Raw genomic sequence first — 18,376 nt, 5'->3', positions numbered from 1 at the left:
GGCGAGATGGCCGATCGTGACGAACCGACCGGAGCGTTGGTCCGTCCATACGCCGTGACCCGTGGTCGTACCCGTCCCCGGCTCGACATCGCGCTTGAGGCGCTCGTCGAGACGACGGTGCGCGGTCGCGCCGCTGCCAATGGCAACGGCGGCCAGGGCCGCGAACACCAGTACATCGCCGCGCTGTGTGACGGACGCGTGCAGTCGCTCGCGGAGATCGCGGCGCGGATGCAGCTCCCGCTCGGTGTGGCCCGGGTGCTCATCGCCGACATGGCGACGGACGGCCTGGTCGCGGTCCACGAGCCGACCATCCTGGACGACTCCGACGACGCGGTGGGCACTGAACTGCTGGAGAGGGTGCTGAGTGGACTTCGCAGGCTCTGACATGTCGCACCGCCCGCCGAACCCGGGCGGCCGCGTGACGTCGGCGAAGATCGTTATCGCCGGTGGATTCGGCGTCGGTAAGACGACGCTGGTCGGCTCGGTCTCGGAGATCACGCCGCTGACCACCGAGGCCATCATGACCTCGGCCGGCGTGGGCGTCGACGACACCCGGCAGGTGCCGGGCAAGTCGACGACCACGGTGGCCATGGACTTCGGCCGGATCTCGATCGACCGTGACCTGATCCTGTACCTCTTCGGTACGCCGGGTCAGACCCGATTCTGGTTCATGTGGGACGAACTGGTTCGGGGTGCGATCGGCGCGGTCGTGCTGGTGGATACTCGCCGGCTAGCCGACTGCTTCGCGGCGATCGACTTCTTCGAGCACCGACGCCTCCCGTACCTGGTGGCGATCAACTGCTTCGACGGGATGCAGTACCACGACCCGCAGGACGTTCGGGACGCCTTGGCGATCTCCAGCGACGTTCCGGTGGTGGCCTGTGACGCCCGTAACCGGGAGTCGACGAAGCACGTGCTGATCTCGCTGGTCGAGTACGTGCTCACCATGCGCCGTACGCGCGCCGTCGCCCCGGCCTGATCGGGACGCAACACGCCCGGTGGTGGCTCCGGCCCCCACCGGGCGCGGCACTCTGCGCGCCCCACGCCGCTTCCAGAGAGCCTTGGAGCTGTCGGCCCCTGGCACCCTCTGGCCGACAGCCCTCCGGGCTCCTCAGGAGGCGGCGTCGTCGCGTCCTGGCGGCCCTTGCCCCCCACCACACAAGCGACAGCGCCCCCGGTCGACTGACCGGGGACGCTGTCGTGTGTAGAGAAGGTCAGGACTGGTAACCGGCGGAGCGGTACTCGTACTCCCGGTCGTCGTCACGGTCCCCGTGGTCGCGGCTGAAGTCCCAGCCGCCGGCCGCCTCACGACCGGGCCGACCACCCACCGCGAAACCGCCGATCTCCTGGCCGCGACGCCAGCCACGGAAGTAGCCGGTGGTGTTCTCCGCGAGGCTTGCCGCATCGCGCACTATCCGCAACGGACGCTCCTCGCGCAGCGGGGAACCCGGGACCAGATTGGCCTGAGGCACACGCTTCGGCAGCCCGGCGTTGGTCTCGGCGCCCACCGCGGGACGGGCGGCCTGCTCCGCTGCCTGCCAGCCGGTGTCGGCAGTGGTCGACCAGTCCAGATCGGACTCCTCGGCCTGGCCGACGAACCAGGCCGACTTGGCCTGCGCGAAGATCAGCAGGTCGCCGTCCCCCTCGTCGGCGACCGGCGGTGGCCGGTGCTCGACCGGCGGTGGCCGGTGCTCCATGGGCGGCGGGCGGTGCTCCATCGAGGGCAGCGGCCGGTGCTCGGCGGCACGGTCGGCGCGAGCAGCCGCTCGACCACCCCGAGCGGCCTGCTCCCGGTCGACCAGCCGCAGCGGCGGCGTCTCCAGGTGTGGCTCAGTGGGCGGGTTGAGCCCTTCCCGCAGCGCCCGGTCGGCCAGCGGCGGCGGCTCCACCAGCCGCAGCATGGGCGGCTCCTGGGGCAGGTCGTCGGCCAACCAGGGCGGGGTGACCCGACCGTCGGCCCGACCCGGATCGGTGGGGGCGTCGATACCGCGCCCGCCGCCGTACGGGTAGGCCACCGGGTTGTTCGGCGAACTGTCGGCCGGGTCCTCCGGGTTGTTGACCAGCGGCCAGTTGGCCCGGGACCCCGGGGGCGCGGTGTCCTGACCGGGCCTCGGGGTCGGCACCGGAATGCTGAGGTCGGTGGCGCTGAACCCACCCGTGGGCGGCTCGTCGACCGGGCGTTGCAGGTGGCTCGACCGTTCGCCGTTGGTCTTCGGGCGGGGCGGGATGACAGTACGCTGCCGTTCGGCCCGCGCGTTGTTGATGGCGGCGGTGGTAAGCGTCGGCCGGAACGGCTCGCCGGCCTCGGCCGGAGGCACCGTGCCACGCTGCGCGGGGGCGATCGGGGTGATCCCCGGCGGCGGGGGTGGCGGCGAGGAGACCGGTCGGTTGGTCGGACCGTCGATCCGGCTGGGCGCCGGCTCGGTGGCGCGGTGCGGAAGCGTGGACGCCGGGGGCTTGGCCATCGCGGCCGGTGCCATCGGTGCGGGCGCGACTGGCGGCGGCGTGACCGGAGCCGGTGCCGTCGGGGGCGGCCCGAGTGGGCGGGGCGACGCCACCGGGGCGTTGCCGGGGATCGGCTCGGGGCGGCTGCGACGCCCGACGGCCGGTGCGGGCTCGGCGGGCGGGGTGGGGCGGACCGAGCGCAGGCCCGCACCGGTGGCGGTCATCCCGGTCAGTTCGCCGACCGGCTCGCCACGGCGGGCTGCGGCGCGGCGGCCGGGTGCCTGGGCAGGCGTGGTGACCCGTGAACCGAGGGCACTGACCAGGGCCTCACACCCCGCGTCGCAGGCCCGTACGGAGGCGACGGCCTGCCGGACCGTCTCGGCCACCGCCGAGGTGAGCGCCCGGTTGACCGCGGCGCGCCGGGGCGTCTCGGAGATGGCGACCCGCAGGGCGGTGACCGCCTCGTTGATCTCGTCGGCGTCGGCGACCCCGTCGGCGGCCAGATGCGCGGCGATGGCGTCGGCCGCGACCGACACCTCGCGCCCGCGGGCCACGGTGCCGCCGAGCATGCCCGGCTCGGGCAGCGCGTCGAGCACCGCCAGCGAGACCGGCTCGGCCGGGTCCGGGTACGCCCGCAGGGCCGCCGGGTAGAGCTCACGGAGGACCTCGCGCAGCGCCACGGCGGCCGAGTGTCGACCACTGGCCAGCGCCGCGTGTGCGGAGAGCACCTGCTTGTAGCCGGCCAGATCCCGGGGTGCCGGCAGGGTGACCGCCGACAGCGCACCGGCCTGCAACGCGCGGGCCAGGCCGACGGCCCGTCGTTCGGCCGGAGGTGACTGCATCTCCTCAAGGGAGTCGTCGTCGGCGAACCGCTCGGCGAAGTCGTCCACCGAGTCGTCGTCGGCGATCGCCAGAGGTCGACCCGCCGCGCTCAACAGCGAGATGACCGTGTGGTCGTCGCTGTCGGCGGCGATGGCCGCTCCGCTCGGCCCGCCCGACCGCTCCACGAGCAGCGCGACGAGCTGGGCGTAGCCAGCGGCGTCGTCGCTGATCTCGCTGACATGCAGCAGACGGCCTGCGTCGTCGACCACAGCGGACGTCAGCGTCGAGCCGGCGGAGGCCGGTCGGTCAGCCGGATCCGCCGAGGCCAGACCGCAGTAAACGCGCACGAGCGCCACGGCGTCGTCCTCCTCCCGGGACAGGTCTTTCCTCTGCCAGCAACTGATGCTCCCCGGTACGGGTCAGTCGCGCCAGTCCACCACCGCAGAGATCTTGCCGACAATGGTGCGCCAACCCAAACTCGCGGTCTGCGCACCGATCTTCTTCAGCCGTCGCCGACCCATGAAAGCGCCGATGCCGCCGTTGGCGGTGGCCCGCAGCGCCTCGTCCAGGTCGTCGAGACTGGAGCCGGCGGAGAGCATGTCGAGCACCGCAGGCAGCCGCAATGCGTACGAAAGGTCACGAGCGACCTCGCCGGCCTCGATCAGCAGGGTCGAATCCCAGGTGTCGTGCCCGCCGCGCAGGTTCTCCACGACGAGGTCGAGCTCGTAGGTGTCCTCGTCGAGCGGCACGATATCTGCCGGCTCCACCCGTTCGGCCAATTCATTCCAGCTGTCCAGTTGGGACAGATCGTTGGGAGCGCCGGACCGGATGAAACTGACCAACGACTCGGGGGTCTTGAACAGCAGCAGCTTGCCCTTGTTGCTGAGGAAGACCGGCACCTCCTCGTCGTCCGCCTCGTCGGTGGCCTCCTCGTCCTCGGCGGCGGTCTCGGTGTCGGCGGCCCCGTCGCGGCGGCGTCGCGTCGACTCGTCCTCGTCGCTGTCGGCGAACTCCTCGGCCAGCTCCTCGTCGAGGATGACGACGGTCTCGTCGTCCTCTTCCTCCTCGATCACCTGACGGCGGGCGAGGAACGGGTCGTCCAGGTCGCGCTCGGCCACGTCGGTCGGGGTCAGCGAGCTGGCCGGCCGGTACGCCCGCAGCGTGAAGCCGGTGCCGGCGGGGAGGGCGATCTCCACGGGATCGATGCGCAGCTCGTCCCAGAGCGCACGGTCGACCGGGCCCGCTGGGCGGTCGATCTCCTCGATCTCGTCTGGCTGGGCCGCGCCGGTGGTGTCGTCGAGCTCGGGCTCGTCGGCGTCGGGCCGTTGGGGCGACTGGCGGGCCACGCTGACCTCCGTGTGCTTCGGGTTGCCCACCCGCCGGGGTCTCCGACCGACGAGTGACTCTGGGCACATACCCTAGTCGGCGGACCTGGGTGACCGGTGCCCGCACCCCGGTGGCCGCTCGGCGCACCAATTCGGCCTGCTGGCGGTGGGCGCTGGCGAACCGACCGTTCGACAAGTAGCGTAGCTACGCATGAAGGCCCAGGCGTTGCACGGCCACCTCGACGCTCTGCTGCTCGCCGTTCTCGAACAGGGCGCGCTGCACGGCTACGCCATCATCGAGGCCCTACGCGAGCGCAGTGACGGCAGCCTCGATCTGCCCACCGGCACCATCTACCCGGCGTTGCGGCGGCTGGAACGCGCCGGGCACGTGGCGAGCACCTGGAGCACCGTCAACGGCCGGGAGCGGCGGACGTACGAGCTCACCGACTCCGGCCGGCGGGCGCTGGCCGGGGAACGCGCCGGTTGGCACGACTTCCAGCTGACCGTCGGCCGGTTCCTGGACCCGGGGAGCCCACCCACCACCCCGGCCTGACCCCCATCGGGCGGCTGTCGGCTCAGCGGGCGACGGCCAGCAGCCAACCGCGCACCGCACGGGTCAGCGAGAAGTAGGCGCCACCGACCAGCACCGCACCGATGATCATCGGGGGCCAGTGGAGCGCGGCGTCCCAGAGGTTGACCGACCAGCCGAAGAGGGCACACCCGGCGAGGATGGACAGCGCCAGGATCCCGGTCAGGCCGGCGCCCACCGCGCGCTGCAACCGGGCCAGGCCCGGCCGTGGCGAACGGGCGCTGGCCGCGACCACCAGCAGACCGGCCACCGCGAGCAGCAGGGCACCCGCCCAGATCCAGTCGACCGAGCTGGAGAGCAGCAGGTAGCCGGACGGGGGGCGTGGGCCGTCGGTCCAGCTCGCTCCGCGCCAGGTCAGATCACCGGCGGCCATCCCCACCCCGGCGGCAGCCAGCATCCGCAGGGACAGCCCGCGCAGCGCACCCACCGCCAGCTCGGCCTGCCAAGCGGGAAGGAGCTGCGCCGGTGAGCCGAACTCGACCACGGCCCGGCGCTGCGCCTCGGTGGGCGGCAGTCCACTTTCGCGGTACGCCTCCACGGCGTCGAGCAACCCGTGCCGGGCCTCGGTCAACAGGTCGGACTTGAGCCGCGCCGGCCCCTGCAACCGGGCGGCGAACTCCCGCAGGTGCTCGTCGACCAACACGTCCTCACGGTGCGGCATGGCACCACCCTGCCACGGAGTCCTGACGCCCGACGTCGGGGAGAAACCCTGGTCCGCCCCCTAGCCCGGTCAGGGCGCGAGCGCCAGGTAACCCCGTTCGGCGGCCGCCTGGAGCATCCACTGGTCCCGGTACCAGCCCGGCACGGCGACCAGGTCGGCGTGCCGACCGCGCTGGATCACCCGACCGGCGTCGAGGACGACGATCTCGTCCAGCTCGGCAAGCCCGCTGAGCCGATGGGTGATCAGCAGCACCGAGTGCCCGGCGGGTGTGGCGGCGAGAGCGGACGCCAGCACCGCGTCCGCCGCCACCGGATCCAGGCCTTCGGTGGGTTCGTCGAGGACCAGCACCGGTGGCGCGGCGAGCAGGGCCCGGGCGAGCGCCAGGCGCTGCCGCTGGCCACCGGAGAGCTGCCCGCCCTCCTCGCCGACCAGCGTGTCCCAGCCCGCCGGCTGGGCGCGTACCCAGTCCAGCAGCCCGGCCGCCGTGGTGGCCGCCGTCAGCTCGTCCTCGCTCGCCCCGGCCCGCCCGAGCAGCAGATTCTCCCGAACCGTGGCGTGGAAGACGTACGCCTCGGCGAGCAGGCCGCCGACCGCCCGGGGGAGTGCCTCCTCGGCGTACGCCGAGAGGTCGTGACCGTCGACTGTGACGCGGCCGGACACGGGCCGGACGGTGCCGGTCAGCACAGCCGCCAGGGTGCTCTTGCCGGCGCCGCTCGGGCCGACCACGGCGATCCTCCGCCCGGCGGGCAGGTCCAGGCTGACACCGTCCAGGGCGGGTGCCGCGCCGACCCGGTACCGCACCGTCACGTCTACGAAGCGCAGCTCGTGCGGGCCGGCCAGGTCGGTCGTCGCGTCGGTGGGCGGGGGAGTCGGCGTGCCGGCATCCAGCAGGATCGCCACCCGGGCCAGGCCGGGCCGCAACTGCGTCCACTGCCGCGCCGCCGAGACCAGGGCGAGCGTCACCTCGACGGCGGCCAGTGCGCCGACGGCCAGGACACCCACCAGCACCCCCGACACGTCGGCGGCCAGCGCGGCCAGGACCACGGCCGCAGCGGTCAGCCCGGCGGTCAGCACCCCGGCCGCGTCCACCGCGAACCCGGTGGCGGCCAGCCGTCGTTCCAACCGGGCCAGTTGGTCGGCGCGCTGCTCGGCGGCGCGCAACGCGACGTCGGTCGCTCCGAACGCGGCCAGGTCGGCAGCGCCGTGGGTGAGGTCGATCGCGTCGGTGGCCAGTGCGCCGCGCAGGGGTGCCACCTGGGCCGCGCTGCGGCGGGTGACAGCGGTGGCCAGTGTGGGCAGCGCCACACCGGCCACCAGCACCCCGACGGCGAGAGCCCCGGCGGCCGGCGGTGAGATGAGCGCCGCCCCGGCCACCGCCAGCACACCGACCAGGGCCGCTGCCGAACCGGGTACCAGCACTCGCAGCAGCAGGTCCTGGACGGCCTCGACGTCGGAGACCAGCCGACTCAGCACGTCCCCCGAGCGGTGCGCGGCGTCGCGGCGGGCCGCGAGGGTGGCGAAGACCTGGGCCCGGACATCGGTGATCATGCGGAGCACCGCGTCGTGCCCGGCGAGCCGTTCGGTGTAGCGGAACACGCCACGGCCGATCGCCAGCGCCCGTACCGCGACGATCGCCACGGTGAGCCGGTCCAGTGGGGGCTGGCCGGCGGCGCTCATCAACAGCCACGTGGCGGTCGCCATCAGGGCGAGCCCGGCGAACTCGGTGGCGGCGGCGAGCAGCCCGGCGCCGACCAGTCGACCGAGGTAGGGGCGGGCCAGCCGCAGCACGGCCCGCTCGGCGGTGACCCGCCCGGCCGGTACCGAGTCGGCCACCGCCGGCGCGTGTTCCCCAGTCATCGGGCGGCCTTTCCGGTCGGTTCGGGCGTCAACTCGGTGACCCGACCGTCCTCGATGCGCAGGATCCGGTCGGCGTCGGCGAGCAGTGCCGGCCGGTGTGCCACCAGCAGCGCGGTCCGTCCGGCGACCAGGCGGCGGGTGGCGTCGAGCACCACCGCCTCGGCCGCCGTGTCCAGGCGGGCGGTGGGTTCGTCGAGCAGCACCACCGGGGCGTCCCGCAGGAAGGCCCGGGCCAGCGCCACCCGCTGTCGTTGCCCGCTGGACAGCCCGTGGCCGCGTTCGCCGAGCAGAGTGTCCAGGCCGTCCGGTAGGCCGGCCACGACGTCGTCCAGGGCGGCGTCGCGCACCGCGGTGGCGAGTGCGTCGGACGGGGTGTCCGGTGCGCCGAGCCGGATGTTGTCGGCCAGCGAGGCGGCGAACAGGTGCGCCCGCTGCGGCACCCAGGCGAGCTGCCGACGCCACGCGTCCGGATCGGCGGTGGCGAGGTCGACCCCGCCCACGGTGATCCGGCCGCTGGTCGGGGTCACGAAGCCGAGCAGCAGGCCGAGCAGTGTGCTCTTTCCGGCACCGCTGGGGCCGATGACGGCGATCCGTTCGCCCGCCCGGATGGTCAGTGTGACGTCGCGCAGCGCGGTGGTCCGCTCGTACGCCACTGTCACCCCCTCGAACCGGATCTCCCGCCGGGCGTCCGGCACGGCGGCGCCCTCGGCGGCCCGGGGCGCGACGGGAGCGGCCGAGATGGTCAGCGCCTCGTCCAGCGCGGCGAGGCCCTCCATGCTGGCGTGGAAGCGGCTGCCGGCGGCGCGCAGCGGCAGGTACGCCTCCGGGGTGAGCAGCAGCACCAGCAGCGCGGTCTGCAGCGCCAGCCCGCCGCCGAGCAGGCGGATGCCGACCGGCACCGCGACCAGTGCCACCGAGAGGGTGGCGACCAGTTCCAGCACCAACGCGGAGAGGAACGCGATCCGTAGCGTCTTCATGGTGGCGACTCGGTGGCCGTCGGCCATCCGGCGTACCACGTCGGTCTGAGCCCGGGCCCGCCCGAACGCCCGCAGCGTGGGCAGCCCGGCGACCATGTCCAGGAAGTGCCCGCCGAGCAACGAGAGCCGCCGCCACTGCCGTTCGGTGGCGGCCTGTGCCTGCCAGCCCAGCAGCGCGCCGAAGACCGGGATCAGCGGCAGGGTCAGCGCGATGATCACCGCCGAGCTCCAGTCGGCGAAGACGACCCGGGCCAGCACCGCCACCGGGACCGTCACGCTGAGCACGAGCTGTGGCAGATATCCGGTGAAGTACGCGTCCAACGCGTCCAGACCGCGCCCGGCCAGGGTGGCGACCTGACCGGCCCGCTGCCCGGCCACCCAGCCCGGCCCGTGTCGGCCGACCGCGCCGAGCAGGTCGGCCCGCAGGGTGGCCTTGACCGTGGCGGCGACCCGCGCCGAGACCGTGCCCTGGGCCCAGACCAGCGCGGAGCGGGCGGCGACAGCGATCACGAAGGCGCCCAACGCCGGCCGGTCGAGCCGACCGTCGAAGGCGGTGGCCAGGACCGTCGCGAGGGCGGTGGCCTGCGCCACGATCAACCCGGCGGCGAGCACACCCAGGAGCGCGAGCACGGCAAGGTCGCGCCGGGCCGCAGGGACCCGGCGCAGCAGACGCGGGTCGAACGGACGGCGCTTCACCAGTACACCGGTGCCCTACCGTCGGTCCGTCCTCGGAAAACCCACCAGCACATCGCCTGGAAGCCTAGTAGGGCCGGAAGTAGCGGCAGCGCCACCCAGCCGAGCAGCCGTAGCGTCGGTGCGCTCGCGGCCGCGTCGGCGACGGTCAGTGAGGCGCCAGGGTCGGTCGTGGACACCAGCACGTAGGGCCACAGAGCGGCGCCGACCAGCACCACCGGCAGCGCCAGGGCCGCGCCGGTGGCGGCCAGGGCCCACCCCGGCCGTCGCCGCGCCAGCGCCGCGCGGGCCGCCAGCAGCGCCGCCATGAGCAGCACCGGCAGGAGTACGGCCACCGCCGGTCGCTGGATCGCGTCGCGTACCCGGGCGGAGAGCAGGCCCACGACGGTGGCCAGGGCGACAGCGGTGAGCGCCACCGGCACGAGGCGGCGGGCTGTGCGGCCGACCACGGCGGCAGCCTCGACCGGCAGGCGTAGGGCGAGGAACGTCGCGCCGTGCACCGCGACCAGCGCGACCATGGCCAGCCCGACGGCTGCGGCGAACGGGGTGACCAGGTGCGACACCCCGGCGACGTGCCCGTCGGCCTGCCGGGGAACGCCCTGCAACAGCGCGGCGAGCACCACACCCCAGCCCAGTGCGGCGAGTGCGCTGCCGACCATCACGACGCGGTCCCAGCGCGCGCGGATCCGTTCGTCGTCGGGTCGGCTGCGCAGCTGCACGCCGACGGTGACCAGGATGACGCCGACCAGGGCGCCGGCGACGGCCGGATAGCAGCCGGAGAGCAACTCGCCCTCCAGCATCGGGAACGCGCCGAAGAGGATGCCCACGGCTGCCACCAGCCAGACCTCGTTGCCGAGGAAGAACGGGCCGAGGGCGGTGAGCGCCTCCCGCCGCCGCGCCGCGCCGCCGCCTCGGGCGAGCAACAACCCGACGCCGTAGTCGTAACCGGCGAGCACCAGGTAGCCGGCGAAGAAAAGGCCGAGCAGGGCGTACCAGGCGAGGTCCACGATGTCTCCTCAGGTGCTCAGACGAGGGCGGGTTCGGGGTGGGCCGACTCGCTCGGGGGCGCGGGCGGGCGGCCGAGCGCGGGGTCGGCGGCGCCCCGGGCCGCGTGCCGGGCGAGCAGCACCCAGTTGGTGACGGCGAGGGTGCCGAGCAGCAGGCTGAAGCCGATCAGCGAGGTGAGCATCACGGGCGCGCCGACCGGTGAGACGGCCTGCTCGGTGGGGAGCAGCCCGTACGCCACCCAGGGCTGGCGGCCCACCTCCCGGGCGATCCAGCCGAGGATCACCGCGACGAACGGCAGCGGCAGGGCGAGCAGGATCAGCCAGAGCGGGAATCGCAGCCGGATGACCCAGTCGCGGAAGAGCAGGGGGAGCAGGAACCACACGCAGCCGAGGGTGAAGCCGATCAGGATCATGAAGCCCAGCCCTACGTTGGCCAGCACCGGCGGCGTGTAGTCGCCGGGGCCGAACCGGCTGGTCCACTCGGCGATCAGCGCCTGGCCCTCCGGGCCCTGGCCGAACTTGGTGGGCTGCACCGCACCGACCGGGCCGAACTGGGCGAAGCCGAAGCCCTGCACCATGGTGATCGCGAACGCCGAGGTGACCAGCCCGATGCGCAGCGAGGTGCGGAAGAGCGCGAAGTCGGGAGTGCGCCGGATCAGGTGCCAGGCGCTGACCGCCGCCATCAGCATCCCGCCGACCAGCAACGCGGCCGAGACCACGTGCCCGAACGCCATGCCGAGGCTGGGGTTGGTGAGCAGCGCGCCAAAGTCGGTGAGGTGGGCGATGCCGTCGCGTACCTCGTAGCCGACGGGGTTCTGCAACCACGAGTTGGCCACCATGATCCAGAAAGCCGAGGCGTACGCGGTGATCGCCACGCCCCAGAGCAGCGCGAGGTGGACGCCTTTGCCGAGCCGGTGCCAGCCGAAGATCCACATCCCGAGGAACGTGGATTCGAGGAAGAACGCCACGAGTGTCTCGATGGCGAGTGGCGCCCCGAAGACGTTGCCGACGTAGCGCGACAGGCCACTCCAGTTCAACCCGAACTGGAACTCCATCACGATGCCGGTGGCGATGCCGAGCACGTAGTTGATCACGTAGAGCTGACCCCAGTAGCGGGTCAGCCGCTCCCACTTCGGGTTGCCGGTGATCACCCAGGCGGTCTGCATCGCGACCAGCAGGGTGACCAGACCGAGCGTGACGACCACGAAGAGGAAGTGGATCGAGGTGGTGGTGGCGAACTGCAGGCGGGCGAGGAGCAGGGTGTCCATGGCCGGCTCTCCGTAGTGTTGGCTCCCTTGTCGTAGCTACCCTACACGTAGCTTTGCTACATGTCTGTCTACTACGTCATGTCGTAGACAAGTCTACGACATGACGTAGTAGTTGTGGGGCGGGGAGATCGCGCTCGATCCTGGATGGAGTGGCCTCGTCCGCCGTGGGATGCCGATCGTTCCTGGATCCAGCGCGATCGTGGGATCGCCAGGCGGGCGACGTGGGGTCCCGGCGTTGCTGCGCAGGGGCAGCGCGCCGGGCTCAGGCCACGGCGACCCCGCGCGAGGCCGCTCGGGTCAGTTCAGGACAGGAACAGGGTGATCGGGAGGGCGACCAGCGTGCTGGCCACCGCCAGCGCGGTGGCGCCGAGCACCCGGGGCGGGCGGTCGCTCACCAGCAGCCGCTGCACCCGTACGTCGAGATCCCGGTCGCCCACACCCAGCGCCCCGGCCGGGGTGACCCGGTGGCCGGCCGCGGCGAACCGGCGAAGTGCTCCCGCCAGCGGCGCATCCGCGTGCAGCTCACGGGCCTTGTCGTCGGCGCGCATCTCGACCAGCAGGGCGACCCGCTCGTGGGCGTCGCGGACCCAGCCGAACCAGGGCAACGCTCGGCACAGCGCGGTGAACGGCAACAGCACCAGATCGTGCCGCTCGTGGGCGTGTGCGCGCTCGTGGCTCAGCACGGCGGCCAACTCGGCGCGGTCCAGCAGGCTCAGCGTGCCGGCACTGATGACGACCTGCGGCTTCACGCCCGGCAGGCAGTACGCGGCAGCGCTCGGATGGTCCAGCACGAGCGCGCCGGGCGCGGCCGGGTCGTCCCGGGCCACCAGCGAGAGCAGGTCCCGATGCCGGCGCTGGGCGCGGACGGTGCCGTGGATGCTGCGCACGGTAGTGGTGACCAGGACCGCGCCGATGCCGAAACCGACGCCCACACCAGCGAGGTGGAAGGTGCCCAGCCCGATCGGCAGGGTGCCGTGGACGAGGTCGTCGGCCAGGGCGAGCAGTGCGCTTCCGGTCGGCCGGCCGTACCCGCTCAGCCCGAGCGCCATGGGCAGGCCCATCGCCGAGAGCCCCAGTGCCAACCCGACGGCCTGCCAGCAGACGATCGCCACCCGAGGGCTGCGCCACGTCCAGGTGGAGCGGGCCAGCACCTGGGCCGTCAGATAGCAGGCCAGGATGGTCGCGGCGAAGTGCACGGCGTAGGCCACGGCGTGCGCCCTACCGCTCCGCTGCCTCGCCGGCGGGCCGTCGGCCCGTCGGCCCGTCCACGCGGTCGGTCAGCCCGGGGCCGTCGTCGGCGGAACCCGGCCCGGTCAGGCCGGCCTCGCTCCCCAGCGCCGCCCGCAGGACCTCGGCCTCGGTGCCGGTCACCGAGCGGGCGAACCGCACGAGCGCGGCGTCCCGGCTGCCTCCCAGGTCGAGGGCGTCGAGCATGAGCTGGGCGATGTGCGCCTCACGGCTGGCCGCCGGTCGGTACCGCCAGGCCCGGCCCTCGCGCTCCCGCTGCACCATGCCCTTGCCGGCGAGGCGGTCGAGCACTGTCATCACCGTCGTGTACGCCAACTCGCGGCCGTCGAGCGCGTCGGCCACCTCGCGCACGGTCACACCATCCGACGTGCCGGGGACCACGTCCCACAACACGTCCATCACCGCACGCTCAAGATCGCCCAGCCGAGTCACGCACCAATCCTACCCCCGGTAGTAGAACCCCAGCTCACCCCCGGCCTCCGAACGCTCCCAAGATCCGCACAAGAACAGGGATGTTGCTGCCTCTAGTGCTACGGAAGCAGCAACATCCCCGAAGTTGCGCAGATCAGCGCGGGAACCCGTCGACCGGCAACCCGACCCGACGCAGGACCCTTGAGCTGACCCACCCCGACGGGCCCGGCCCACGTCAGGTTTTCCGGGGGAGCCCGACCACGCAGGGATCAAGCCTGACCGCCCGGAGTGGGCGGGCTCCCCCGGAAAACCAAAGAGGCCGAGGACAGGCGATCACACCCCCTTGGGGTGCCACACCGTCTTGGTCTCCAGGAGCGCGGTCATCGGCGCCAGGCCCGGGTCGCCGGACCAGTCGTGGTCGGCCGGCGCCGGCCGGAGCACCCGCTTGAGGTTCTCCGCCGCCTTGACCTCCAACTCGGTGGCGAGCGAAACGTCGGCCACCCCGGTCAGGTCGAGCGCGTTGACGTCCATGTGCGCGGCCAACGCCGGCGCGGTCTCGGTGATCGCGCCGGTGAGGATGTTGACCACCCCACCGGGCAGGTCCGAGGTGGCCAGCACCTCGGCCAGCGTCACCGCCGCCAACGGTTCGGTCGGGGAGGCGGCCACGACCACAGTGTTGCCGGTGACGATCGCCGGGGCGATCACGCTGACCAGGCCGAGCAGCGCCGGGCGCTCCGGGGCGACCACCGCGACCACGCCGGTCGGCTCGGGCGCGGAGATGTTGAAGTACGGGCCGGCGACCGGGTTGGCACCGCCGTACACCTGGGCGAGCTTGTCGGCCCAGCCGGCGTACCAGACCCAGCGGTCCACCGCCGCGTCCACCTCGTCGCCGGGGATGCCCAGGGCGACGAACTGCTCGCGGCGACCCTCCAGCATCTCGGCGACACGGTAGAGGATCTGACCCCTGTTGTACGCGGTCGCGCCGGCCCAGCCCTTCACGGCGGCGCGGGCGGCGACCACCGCGTCCCGGGCGTCCTTGCGGGAGGCCAGTGACACATTCGAGGACTGCACGAGATACGACCGTCCCGACTCGCTGCGCGGGAACTTCCCGCCGATGAAGAGCTTGTACGTCTTGCGTACCGCGACCCGCTCAGACATTGAGGTAGCCCTCCAGCCCGTGCCGGCCGCCCTCGCGACCGTAACCCGACTCCTTGTAGCCACCGAACGGCGAGGTGGGGTCGAACTTGTTGAACGTGTTGGCCCAGACCACGCCGGCGCGCAGCCGGTCGGCCATCCACAGGATCCGGGAGCCCTTGTCGGTCCAGATTCCCGCCGACAGCCCGTACGGCGTGTTGTTGGCCTTCTCCACGGCCTCGGCCGGGGTGCGGAACGTGAGCACCGACAACACCGGGCCGAAGATCTCCTCGCGGGCGATCCGGTGGGCCTGGGTGACGCCGGTGAAGATGGTCGGCGCGAACCAGAAGCCGCGGTCGGGCAGCTCGCACGGCGGCGCCCAGCGCTCGGCGCCCTCGGCCGAGCCGGCGTCGGACAGCTCGCGGATCCGCTCCAACTGGGCGGCCGAGTTGATCGCGCCGACGTCGGTGTTCTTGTCCAGCGGGTCGCCGACCCGCAGCTGAGCCATCCGTCGCTTCAGCGACTCCAGCACCCGGTCGGCCACGTTCTCCTGGACCAACAGGCGGGAGCCGGCGCAGCAGACGTGCCCCTGGTTGAAGAAGATGCCGTTGACGATGCCCTCGACGGCCTGGTCGATGGGCGCGTCGTCGAAGACGATGTTGGCGGCCTTGCCGCCCAACTCCAGGGTGAGCTTCTTGCGGGTGCCGGCGACGGATCGGGCGATGGCCCGACCGACGTCGGTGGAGCCGGTGAAGGCCACCTTGTCGACACCGGGGTGCTCGACCAGGGCACGGCCGGTGTCACCGGCGCCGGTGAGGATGTTGACCACACCGGCCGGCAGGTCGGCCTGCTGGCAGATCTCGGCGAAGAGCAGCGCGGTCAGCGGGGTGGTCTCGGCGGGCTTCAACACCACTGTGTTGCCCGCGGCGAGCGCCGGGGCGATCTTCCACGCGAGCATGAGCAGCGGGAAGTTCCACGGGATGACCTGCGCGGCAACGCCGATCGGCTGCGGGTTCGGGCCGAAACCGGCGTGGCCCAGCTTGTCGGCCCACCCGGCGTAGTAGAAGAAGTGGGCGGCGACCAGCGGCAGGTCGACGTCCCGGGACTCCCGGATCGGCTTGCCGTTGTCCAGGGACTCCAGGACGGCCAGCTCGCGGGAGCGTTCCTGGATGAGGCGGGCGATCCGGTACAGGTACTTCGCCCGGTCCCGGCCCGGCATCGGACCCCACACCTTGTCGTACGCCTTACGGGCGGCACGCACCGCGCGCTCCACGTCCGGCGCGCCGGCCTCGGCTACCTCGGCCAGCACCTCCTCCGAGGCCGGGTTGATCGACTTGAAGCTGCCGCCGTCGGTCGGGTCGACGAACCTGCCGTCGATGAACAGCCCGTACGAGGGTTTGAGATCCACCACCGAGCGGGACTCGGGGGCGGGGGCGTATTCGAACATCGGCTATCAGTCCAGGGTGAAGTAGTCGGGACCGGAGTAGGTGCCGGTCGTCAGCTTGGTGCGCTGCATCAGCAGGTCGTTGAGCAGGCTGGACGCGCCGAAGCGGAACCAGTCCGGGTCGAGCCAGTCCGGGCCGACGGTCTCGTTGACCATCACCAGGTACTTGATGGCGTCCTTGGTGGTCTTGATGCCACCGGCGGGCTTCACGCCCACCTGCCGCCCCGTCGCCGCGCGGAAGTCGCGGACCGCTTCCAGCATCACCAGGGTCACCGGCAGGGTCGCCGCGACCGGGACCTTGCCGGTGGAGGTCTTGATGAAGTCACCGCCGGCCAGCATGGCCAGCCAGGAGGCCCGCCGGACGTTGTCGTACGTGGCCAGTTCGCCGGTCTCCAGGATCACCTTGAGGTGGGCGTCCCCGGAGGCTTCCTTGGTGGCCACGATCTCGTCGTAGACCTCCTTGTACCGCCCGGCGAGGAAGGCACCCCGGTTGATCACCATGTCGATCTCGTCGGCGCCGGCCGCGACGGCGGCCCGGGTGTCGGCGAGCTTGATCTCCAACGGTGCCTGGCCCGACGGGAACGCCGTGGCGACGCTGGCCAGGTGCACGTTGCTGCCGCGCAGCACCTCGGCGACGTACGGGACCATCGCCGGGTAGACGCAGACCGCCCCGACGTGCGGGCAGGACGGGTCGGCCGGGTCCGGGCGCAGCGCCTTCGCGGCCAGCGCGCGCACCTTTCCCGGGGTGTCCGCCCCCTCCAGGGTGGTCAGGTCGACCATCCGGATCGCCAGGTCGATCGCCTGGGCCTTGGCGGTGGTCTTGATGGATCGGGTGCCGAGCTGTGCCGCCCGCTGCTCCGCGCCGACCTGGTCCACGCCGGGCAGGCCGTGGAGGAAGGTCCGCAGAGCGGTCTCGGATCGTCCCAGCTCGGAGAGCTCCGACCGGGCCGACGTCGTTGTCGCCGTCATGCCCCGAAGTCTACGCACCGGAACGGCGAGTGATCTTGCTCACGATCGGCCGGCGGGCCCGTGTGACGTGAGCGGCGTCGCTGGTCCTACCGCACCCGCACCACCGCGCGCTACGGAGCGGTAGGTTGAGCGATCGTGGATGTACACGTCATTGACCACCCGCTGGCCCAGTCCAGGTTGACTGCCATGCGGGACGCGCGCACCGATTCCTCGACGTTCCGGGCCGCGCTGCACGAACTGACCACCATGCTGGTGTACGAGGCGGCGCGCTCCTTCCCCGTCGAGCGGTACCCGGTGCAGACGCCGGTCACCGGCACCGAGGGCACCCGGCTGGCCAATCCGCCGCTGCTGGTCCCGGTGCTGCGGGCCGGTCTCGGCATGGCGGACGCCGCACTCGGCCTGCTCCCCGAGTCGTCGATGGGCTTCGTCGGTCTGGCCCGCGACGAGGAGACCTACGAACCGCGCGCGTACATGGAGTCGTTGCCCCGGGACCTGGCCGGGCTGCCGGTGCTGGTGCTGGACCCGATGCTGGCCACCGGTGGCTCGTTGGAGCACTCCTGCCGGCTGCTGGCCGACCGCGGCTGCACCGACATCACAGTGCTCTGCGTGCTCGCCGCCCCGGTCGGCATCGAGCGGCTGGAGCGCTCCGGTCTGCCGATCCGCCTGGTCACGGCCTCGATCGACGAGGGGCTCAACGACAGCATGTTCATCGTCCCCGGGCTCGGGGACGCCGGGGACCGTCAGTTCGGCGGCATGCCCCGGTTCTGAGGGCTCCACCCGGTCGGTGCCGGGTCCGGCGGGTCCGCGCGCGGTGGTGCGCGGACCCGCTACCGTCTGCGGCCATGACTGGTGTTGCGCTCGCCGAGGAGTTGCTGCTCCTCGCCTACGACGACTCGACCGGCAAGGCGACCATGCCGCGGATCAGCTTGGACCTCGGCATGGCCGCCGCGGTGCTGGTGGAGCTGGCCATCGCCGGCCGGATCGCGTACGCCGACGGGTCGTTGACCGTGGTCGACCCGACGCCCACCGGCGAGCCGGTCGCCGACGAGGTGCTGGGCCGGATCGCGGCCGACACCCCGCACACCCCGGCCTCCTGGGTGCAGCGCCTGCGCCACGGCCTGCGCGACAAGATCCTCGGTGATCTGTGCGCCCAGGGTGTCGTCCGCGACGTCGACGAGACCGAGCTGGGCTTCATCCACGTGCACCGTTATCCGGTGGTCGACGCCTCCGTCGAGGCGGAGACCCGCCAGCGGCTGACCGAGGCCCTGACCGGCGCCGCGGCCCCGGACGAGCGGACCGCCGCGCTGGCCACCCTGGTCGTGGTGCTCCGGATGGAGACCGCGCTGGGCGTGAGTGGCGAGGAGGTCGCCACCGCTCGCCGACGCCTGGAGGAGATCGCCACCGGCGCGGGCTTCTCCGGTCAGGTGAGCAGCGACGACTCGGTGGTCCGCCCGTCGGTCGGCCTGGTCGTCGCCGCCCTGGCCGGAGCTGTCGACGCGGCGCTGGGCAAGCGCGCCTGACCGTCG

17 protein-coding genes are annotated in these 18,376 nt (G+C 72.7%); 5 read left to right on the top strand and 12 right to left on the bottom strand.

What is annotated here, in order from left to right:
- Nucleotides 1-6: 6 nt before the first annotated feature.
- Together O3438_RS18825 and O3438_RS18820 are read left to right on the top strand one after the other, a co-directional pair.
- Entirely contained in the window at nucleotides 7-384 is a 378-nt protein-coding gene (locus O3438_RS18825; RefSeq protein WP_030329021.1) for a DUF742 domain-containing protein, read from the top strand.
- Nucleotide 385: 1 nt separating this feature from the next.
- Entirely contained in the window at nucleotides 386-979 is a 594-nt protein-coding gene (locus O3438_RS18820) for a GTP-binding protein (protein ID WP_088986404.1), read from the top strand.
- Nucleotides 980-1,214: 235 nt separating this feature from the next.
- Here the strand turns inward: O3438_RS18820 and O3438_RS18815 are convergent, their stop codons facing one another.
- Both O3438_RS18815 and O3438_RS18810 read right to left on the bottom strand, forming a co-directional pair.
- Nucleotides 1,215-3,647 carry a transposase gene (locus O3438_RS18815; RefSeq protein ID WP_269683682.1) on the bottom strand — a complete coding sequence of 811 codons (2,433 nt, stop codon included), beginning with the start codon at nucleotides 3,645-3,647 and terminating at the stop codon, nucleotides 1,215-1,217.
- A 39-nt stretch (nucleotides 3,648-3,686) separates the two neighbouring features.
- Nucleotides 3,687-4,643, bottom strand: coding sequence for a DNA primase (locus O3438_RS18810; protein WP_269681187.1), 957 nt, complete (start codon nucleotides 4,641-4,643; stop codon nucleotides 3,687-3,689).
- Nucleotides 4,644-4,803: 160 nt separating this feature from the next.
- Between O3438_RS18810 and O3438_RS18805 the strand changes: the two genes are divergently transcribed.
- A complete protein-coding gene (locus tag O3438_RS18805) occupies nucleotides 4,804-5,145 on the top strand; it encodes a PadR family transcriptional regulator (protein WP_145786255.1) in 342 nt (113 codons plus the stop codon).
- 22 nt (nucleotides 5,146-5,167) lie between these two features.
- Here O3438_RS18805 and O3438_RS18800 read toward each other — a convergent pair whose 3' ends face one another.
- The 10 genes from O3438_RS18800 to deoC all read right to left on the bottom strand — a co-directional run bounded on the left by O3438_RS18800 (nucleotide 5,168) and on the right by deoC (nucleotide 16,850).
- Entirely contained in the window at nucleotides 5,168-5,842 is a 675-nt protein-coding gene (locus O3438_RS18800) for a permease prefix domain 1-containing protein (protein WP_269681186.1), read from the bottom strand.
- A gap of 69 nt (nucleotides 5,843-5,911) precedes the next feature.
- Nucleotides 5,912-7,699: a thiol reductant ABC exporter subunit CydC gene (gene cydC / locus O3438_RS18795; protein ID WP_332367463.1), complete on the bottom strand. Its 1,788-nt coding sequence runs from the start codon at nucleotides 7,697-7,699 to the stop codon at nucleotides 5,912-5,914.
- Nucleotides 7,696-9,372, bottom strand: a complete 1,677-nt coding sequence (gene cydD, locus O3438_RS18790) for a thiol reductant ABC exporter subunit CydD (RefSeq protein WP_269681185.1) — start codon at nucleotides 9,370-9,372, stop codon at nucleotides 7,696-7,698. The genes cydC and cydD overlap by 4 nt, the downstream gene beginning before the upstream one ends.
- Nucleotides 9,369-10,376, bottom strand: coding sequence for a cytochrome d ubiquinol oxidase subunit II (locus O3438_RS18785; protein WP_269681184.1), 1,008 nt, complete (start codon nucleotides 10,374-10,376; stop codon nucleotides 9,369-9,371). Before O3438_RS18785 ends, cydD begins: the two co-directional genes overlap by 4 nt.
- 17 nt (nucleotides 10,377-10,393) lie before the next feature.
- Entirely contained in the window at nucleotides 10,394-11,644 is a 1,251-nt protein-coding gene (locus O3438_RS18780; protein WP_269681183.1) for a cytochrome ubiquinol oxidase subunit I, read from the bottom strand.
- 302 nt (nucleotides 11,645-11,946) lie between these two features.
- On the bottom strand, nucleotides 11,947-12,852 hold the full coding sequence (locus tag O3438_RS18775; RefSeq protein WP_269681182.1) for a M56 family metallopeptidase: 906 nt from the start codon (nucleotides 12,850-12,852) through the stop codon (nucleotides 11,947-11,949).
- Nucleotides 12,853-12,862: 10 nt separating this feature from the next.
- A complete protein-coding gene (locus O3438_RS18770; RefSeq protein WP_269681181.1) occupies nucleotides 12,863-13,324 on the bottom strand; it encodes a BlaI/MecI/CopY family transcriptional regulator in 462 nt (153 codons plus the stop codon).
- A 312-nt stretch (nucleotides 13,325-13,636) separates the two neighbouring features.
- Nucleotides 13,637-14,461 carry an aldehyde dehydrogenase family protein gene (locus tag O3438_RS18765; RefSeq protein WP_269681180.1) on the bottom strand — a complete coding sequence of 275 codons (825 nt, stop codon included), beginning with the start codon at nucleotides 14,459-14,461 and terminating at the stop codon, nucleotides 13,637-13,639.
- A complete protein-coding gene (locus tag O3438_RS18760; protein WP_269681179.1) occupies nucleotides 14,454-15,884 on the bottom strand; it encodes an aldehyde dehydrogenase family protein in 1,431 nt (476 codons plus the stop codon). The genes O3438_RS18765 and O3438_RS18760 overlap by 8 nt, the downstream gene beginning before the upstream one ends.
- A 6-nt stretch (nucleotides 15,885-15,890) precedes the next feature.
- Entirely contained in the window at nucleotides 15,891-16,850 is a 960-nt protein-coding gene (deoC, locus tag O3438_RS18755) for a deoxyribose-phosphate aldolase (RefSeq protein WP_269681178.1), read from the bottom strand.
- A gap of 135 nt (nucleotides 16,851-16,985) precedes the next feature.
- Here deoC and upp point away from each other — a divergent pair, with 135 nt between their 5' ends.
- Both upp and O3438_RS18745 read left to right on the top strand, forming a co-directional pair.
- A complete protein-coding gene (gene upp, locus O3438_RS18750) occupies nucleotides 16,986-17,618 on the top strand; it encodes a uracil phosphoribosyltransferase (protein WP_145786266.1) in 633 nt (210 codons plus the stop codon).
- 74 nt (nucleotides 17,619-17,692) lie between these two features.
- On the top strand, nucleotides 17,693-18,370 hold the full coding sequence (locus tag O3438_RS18745; protein ID WP_145786267.1) for a GOLPH3/VPS74 family protein: 678 nt from the start codon (nucleotides 17,693-17,695) through the stop codon (nucleotides 18,368-18,370).
- The last annotated feature ends 6 nt before the right edge of the window (nucleotides 18,371-18,376 follow it).

The sequence above is a fragment of the Micromonospora sp. WMMC250 genome (assembly GCF_027460215.1).
Classification (GTDB): domain Bacteria; phylum Actinomycetota; class Actinomycetes; order Mycobacteriales; family Micromonosporaceae; genus Micromonospora; species Micromonospora taraxaci.
The sequence above is the reverse complement of the archived record's forward strand: the minus strand, read 5'-3'. Positions and strand labels throughout refer to the sequence as shown.

Coding starts and splice junctions, on each gene's coding strand:
- O3438_RS18805 (WP_145786255.1), top strand. CDS start 4,804: ATGAAGGCCCAGGCGTTGCACGGCCACCTCGACGCTCTGCTGCTCGCC.
- O3438_RS18820 (WP_088986404.1), top strand. CDS start 386: ATGTCGCACCGCCCGCCGAACCCGGGCGGCCGCGTGACGTCGGCGAAG.
- O3438_RS18760 (WP_269681179.1), bottom strand. CDS start 15,884: ATGTTCGAATACGCCCCCGCCCCCGAGTCCCGCTCGGTGGTGGATCTC.
- O3438_RS18800 (WP_269681186.1), bottom strand. CDS start 5,842: ATGCCGCACCGTGAGGACGTGTTGGTCGACGAGCACCTGCGGGAGTTC.
- O3438_RS18780 (WP_269681183.1), bottom strand. CDS start 11,644: ATGGACACCCTGCTCCTCGCCCGCCTGCAGTTCGCCACCACCACCTCG.
- O3438_RS18745 (WP_145786267.1), top strand. CDS start 17,693: ATGACTGGTGTTGCGCTCGCCGAGGAGTTGCTGCTCCTCGCCTACGAC.
- O3438_RS18825 (WP_030329021.1), top strand. CDS start 7: ATGGCCGATCGTGACGAACCGACCGGAGCGTTGGTCCGTCCATACGCC.
- cydC (WP_332367463.1), bottom strand. CDS start 7,699: ATGACTGGGGAACACGCGCCGGCGGTGGCCGACTCGGTACCGGCCGGG.
- O3438_RS18765 (WP_269681180.1), bottom strand. CDS start 14,461: ATGTCTGAGCGGGTCGCGGTACGCAAGACGTACAAGCTCTTCATCGGC.
- deoC (WP_269681178.1), bottom strand. CDS start 16,850: ATGACGGCGACAACGACGTCGGCCCGGTCGGAGCTCTCCGAGCTGGGA.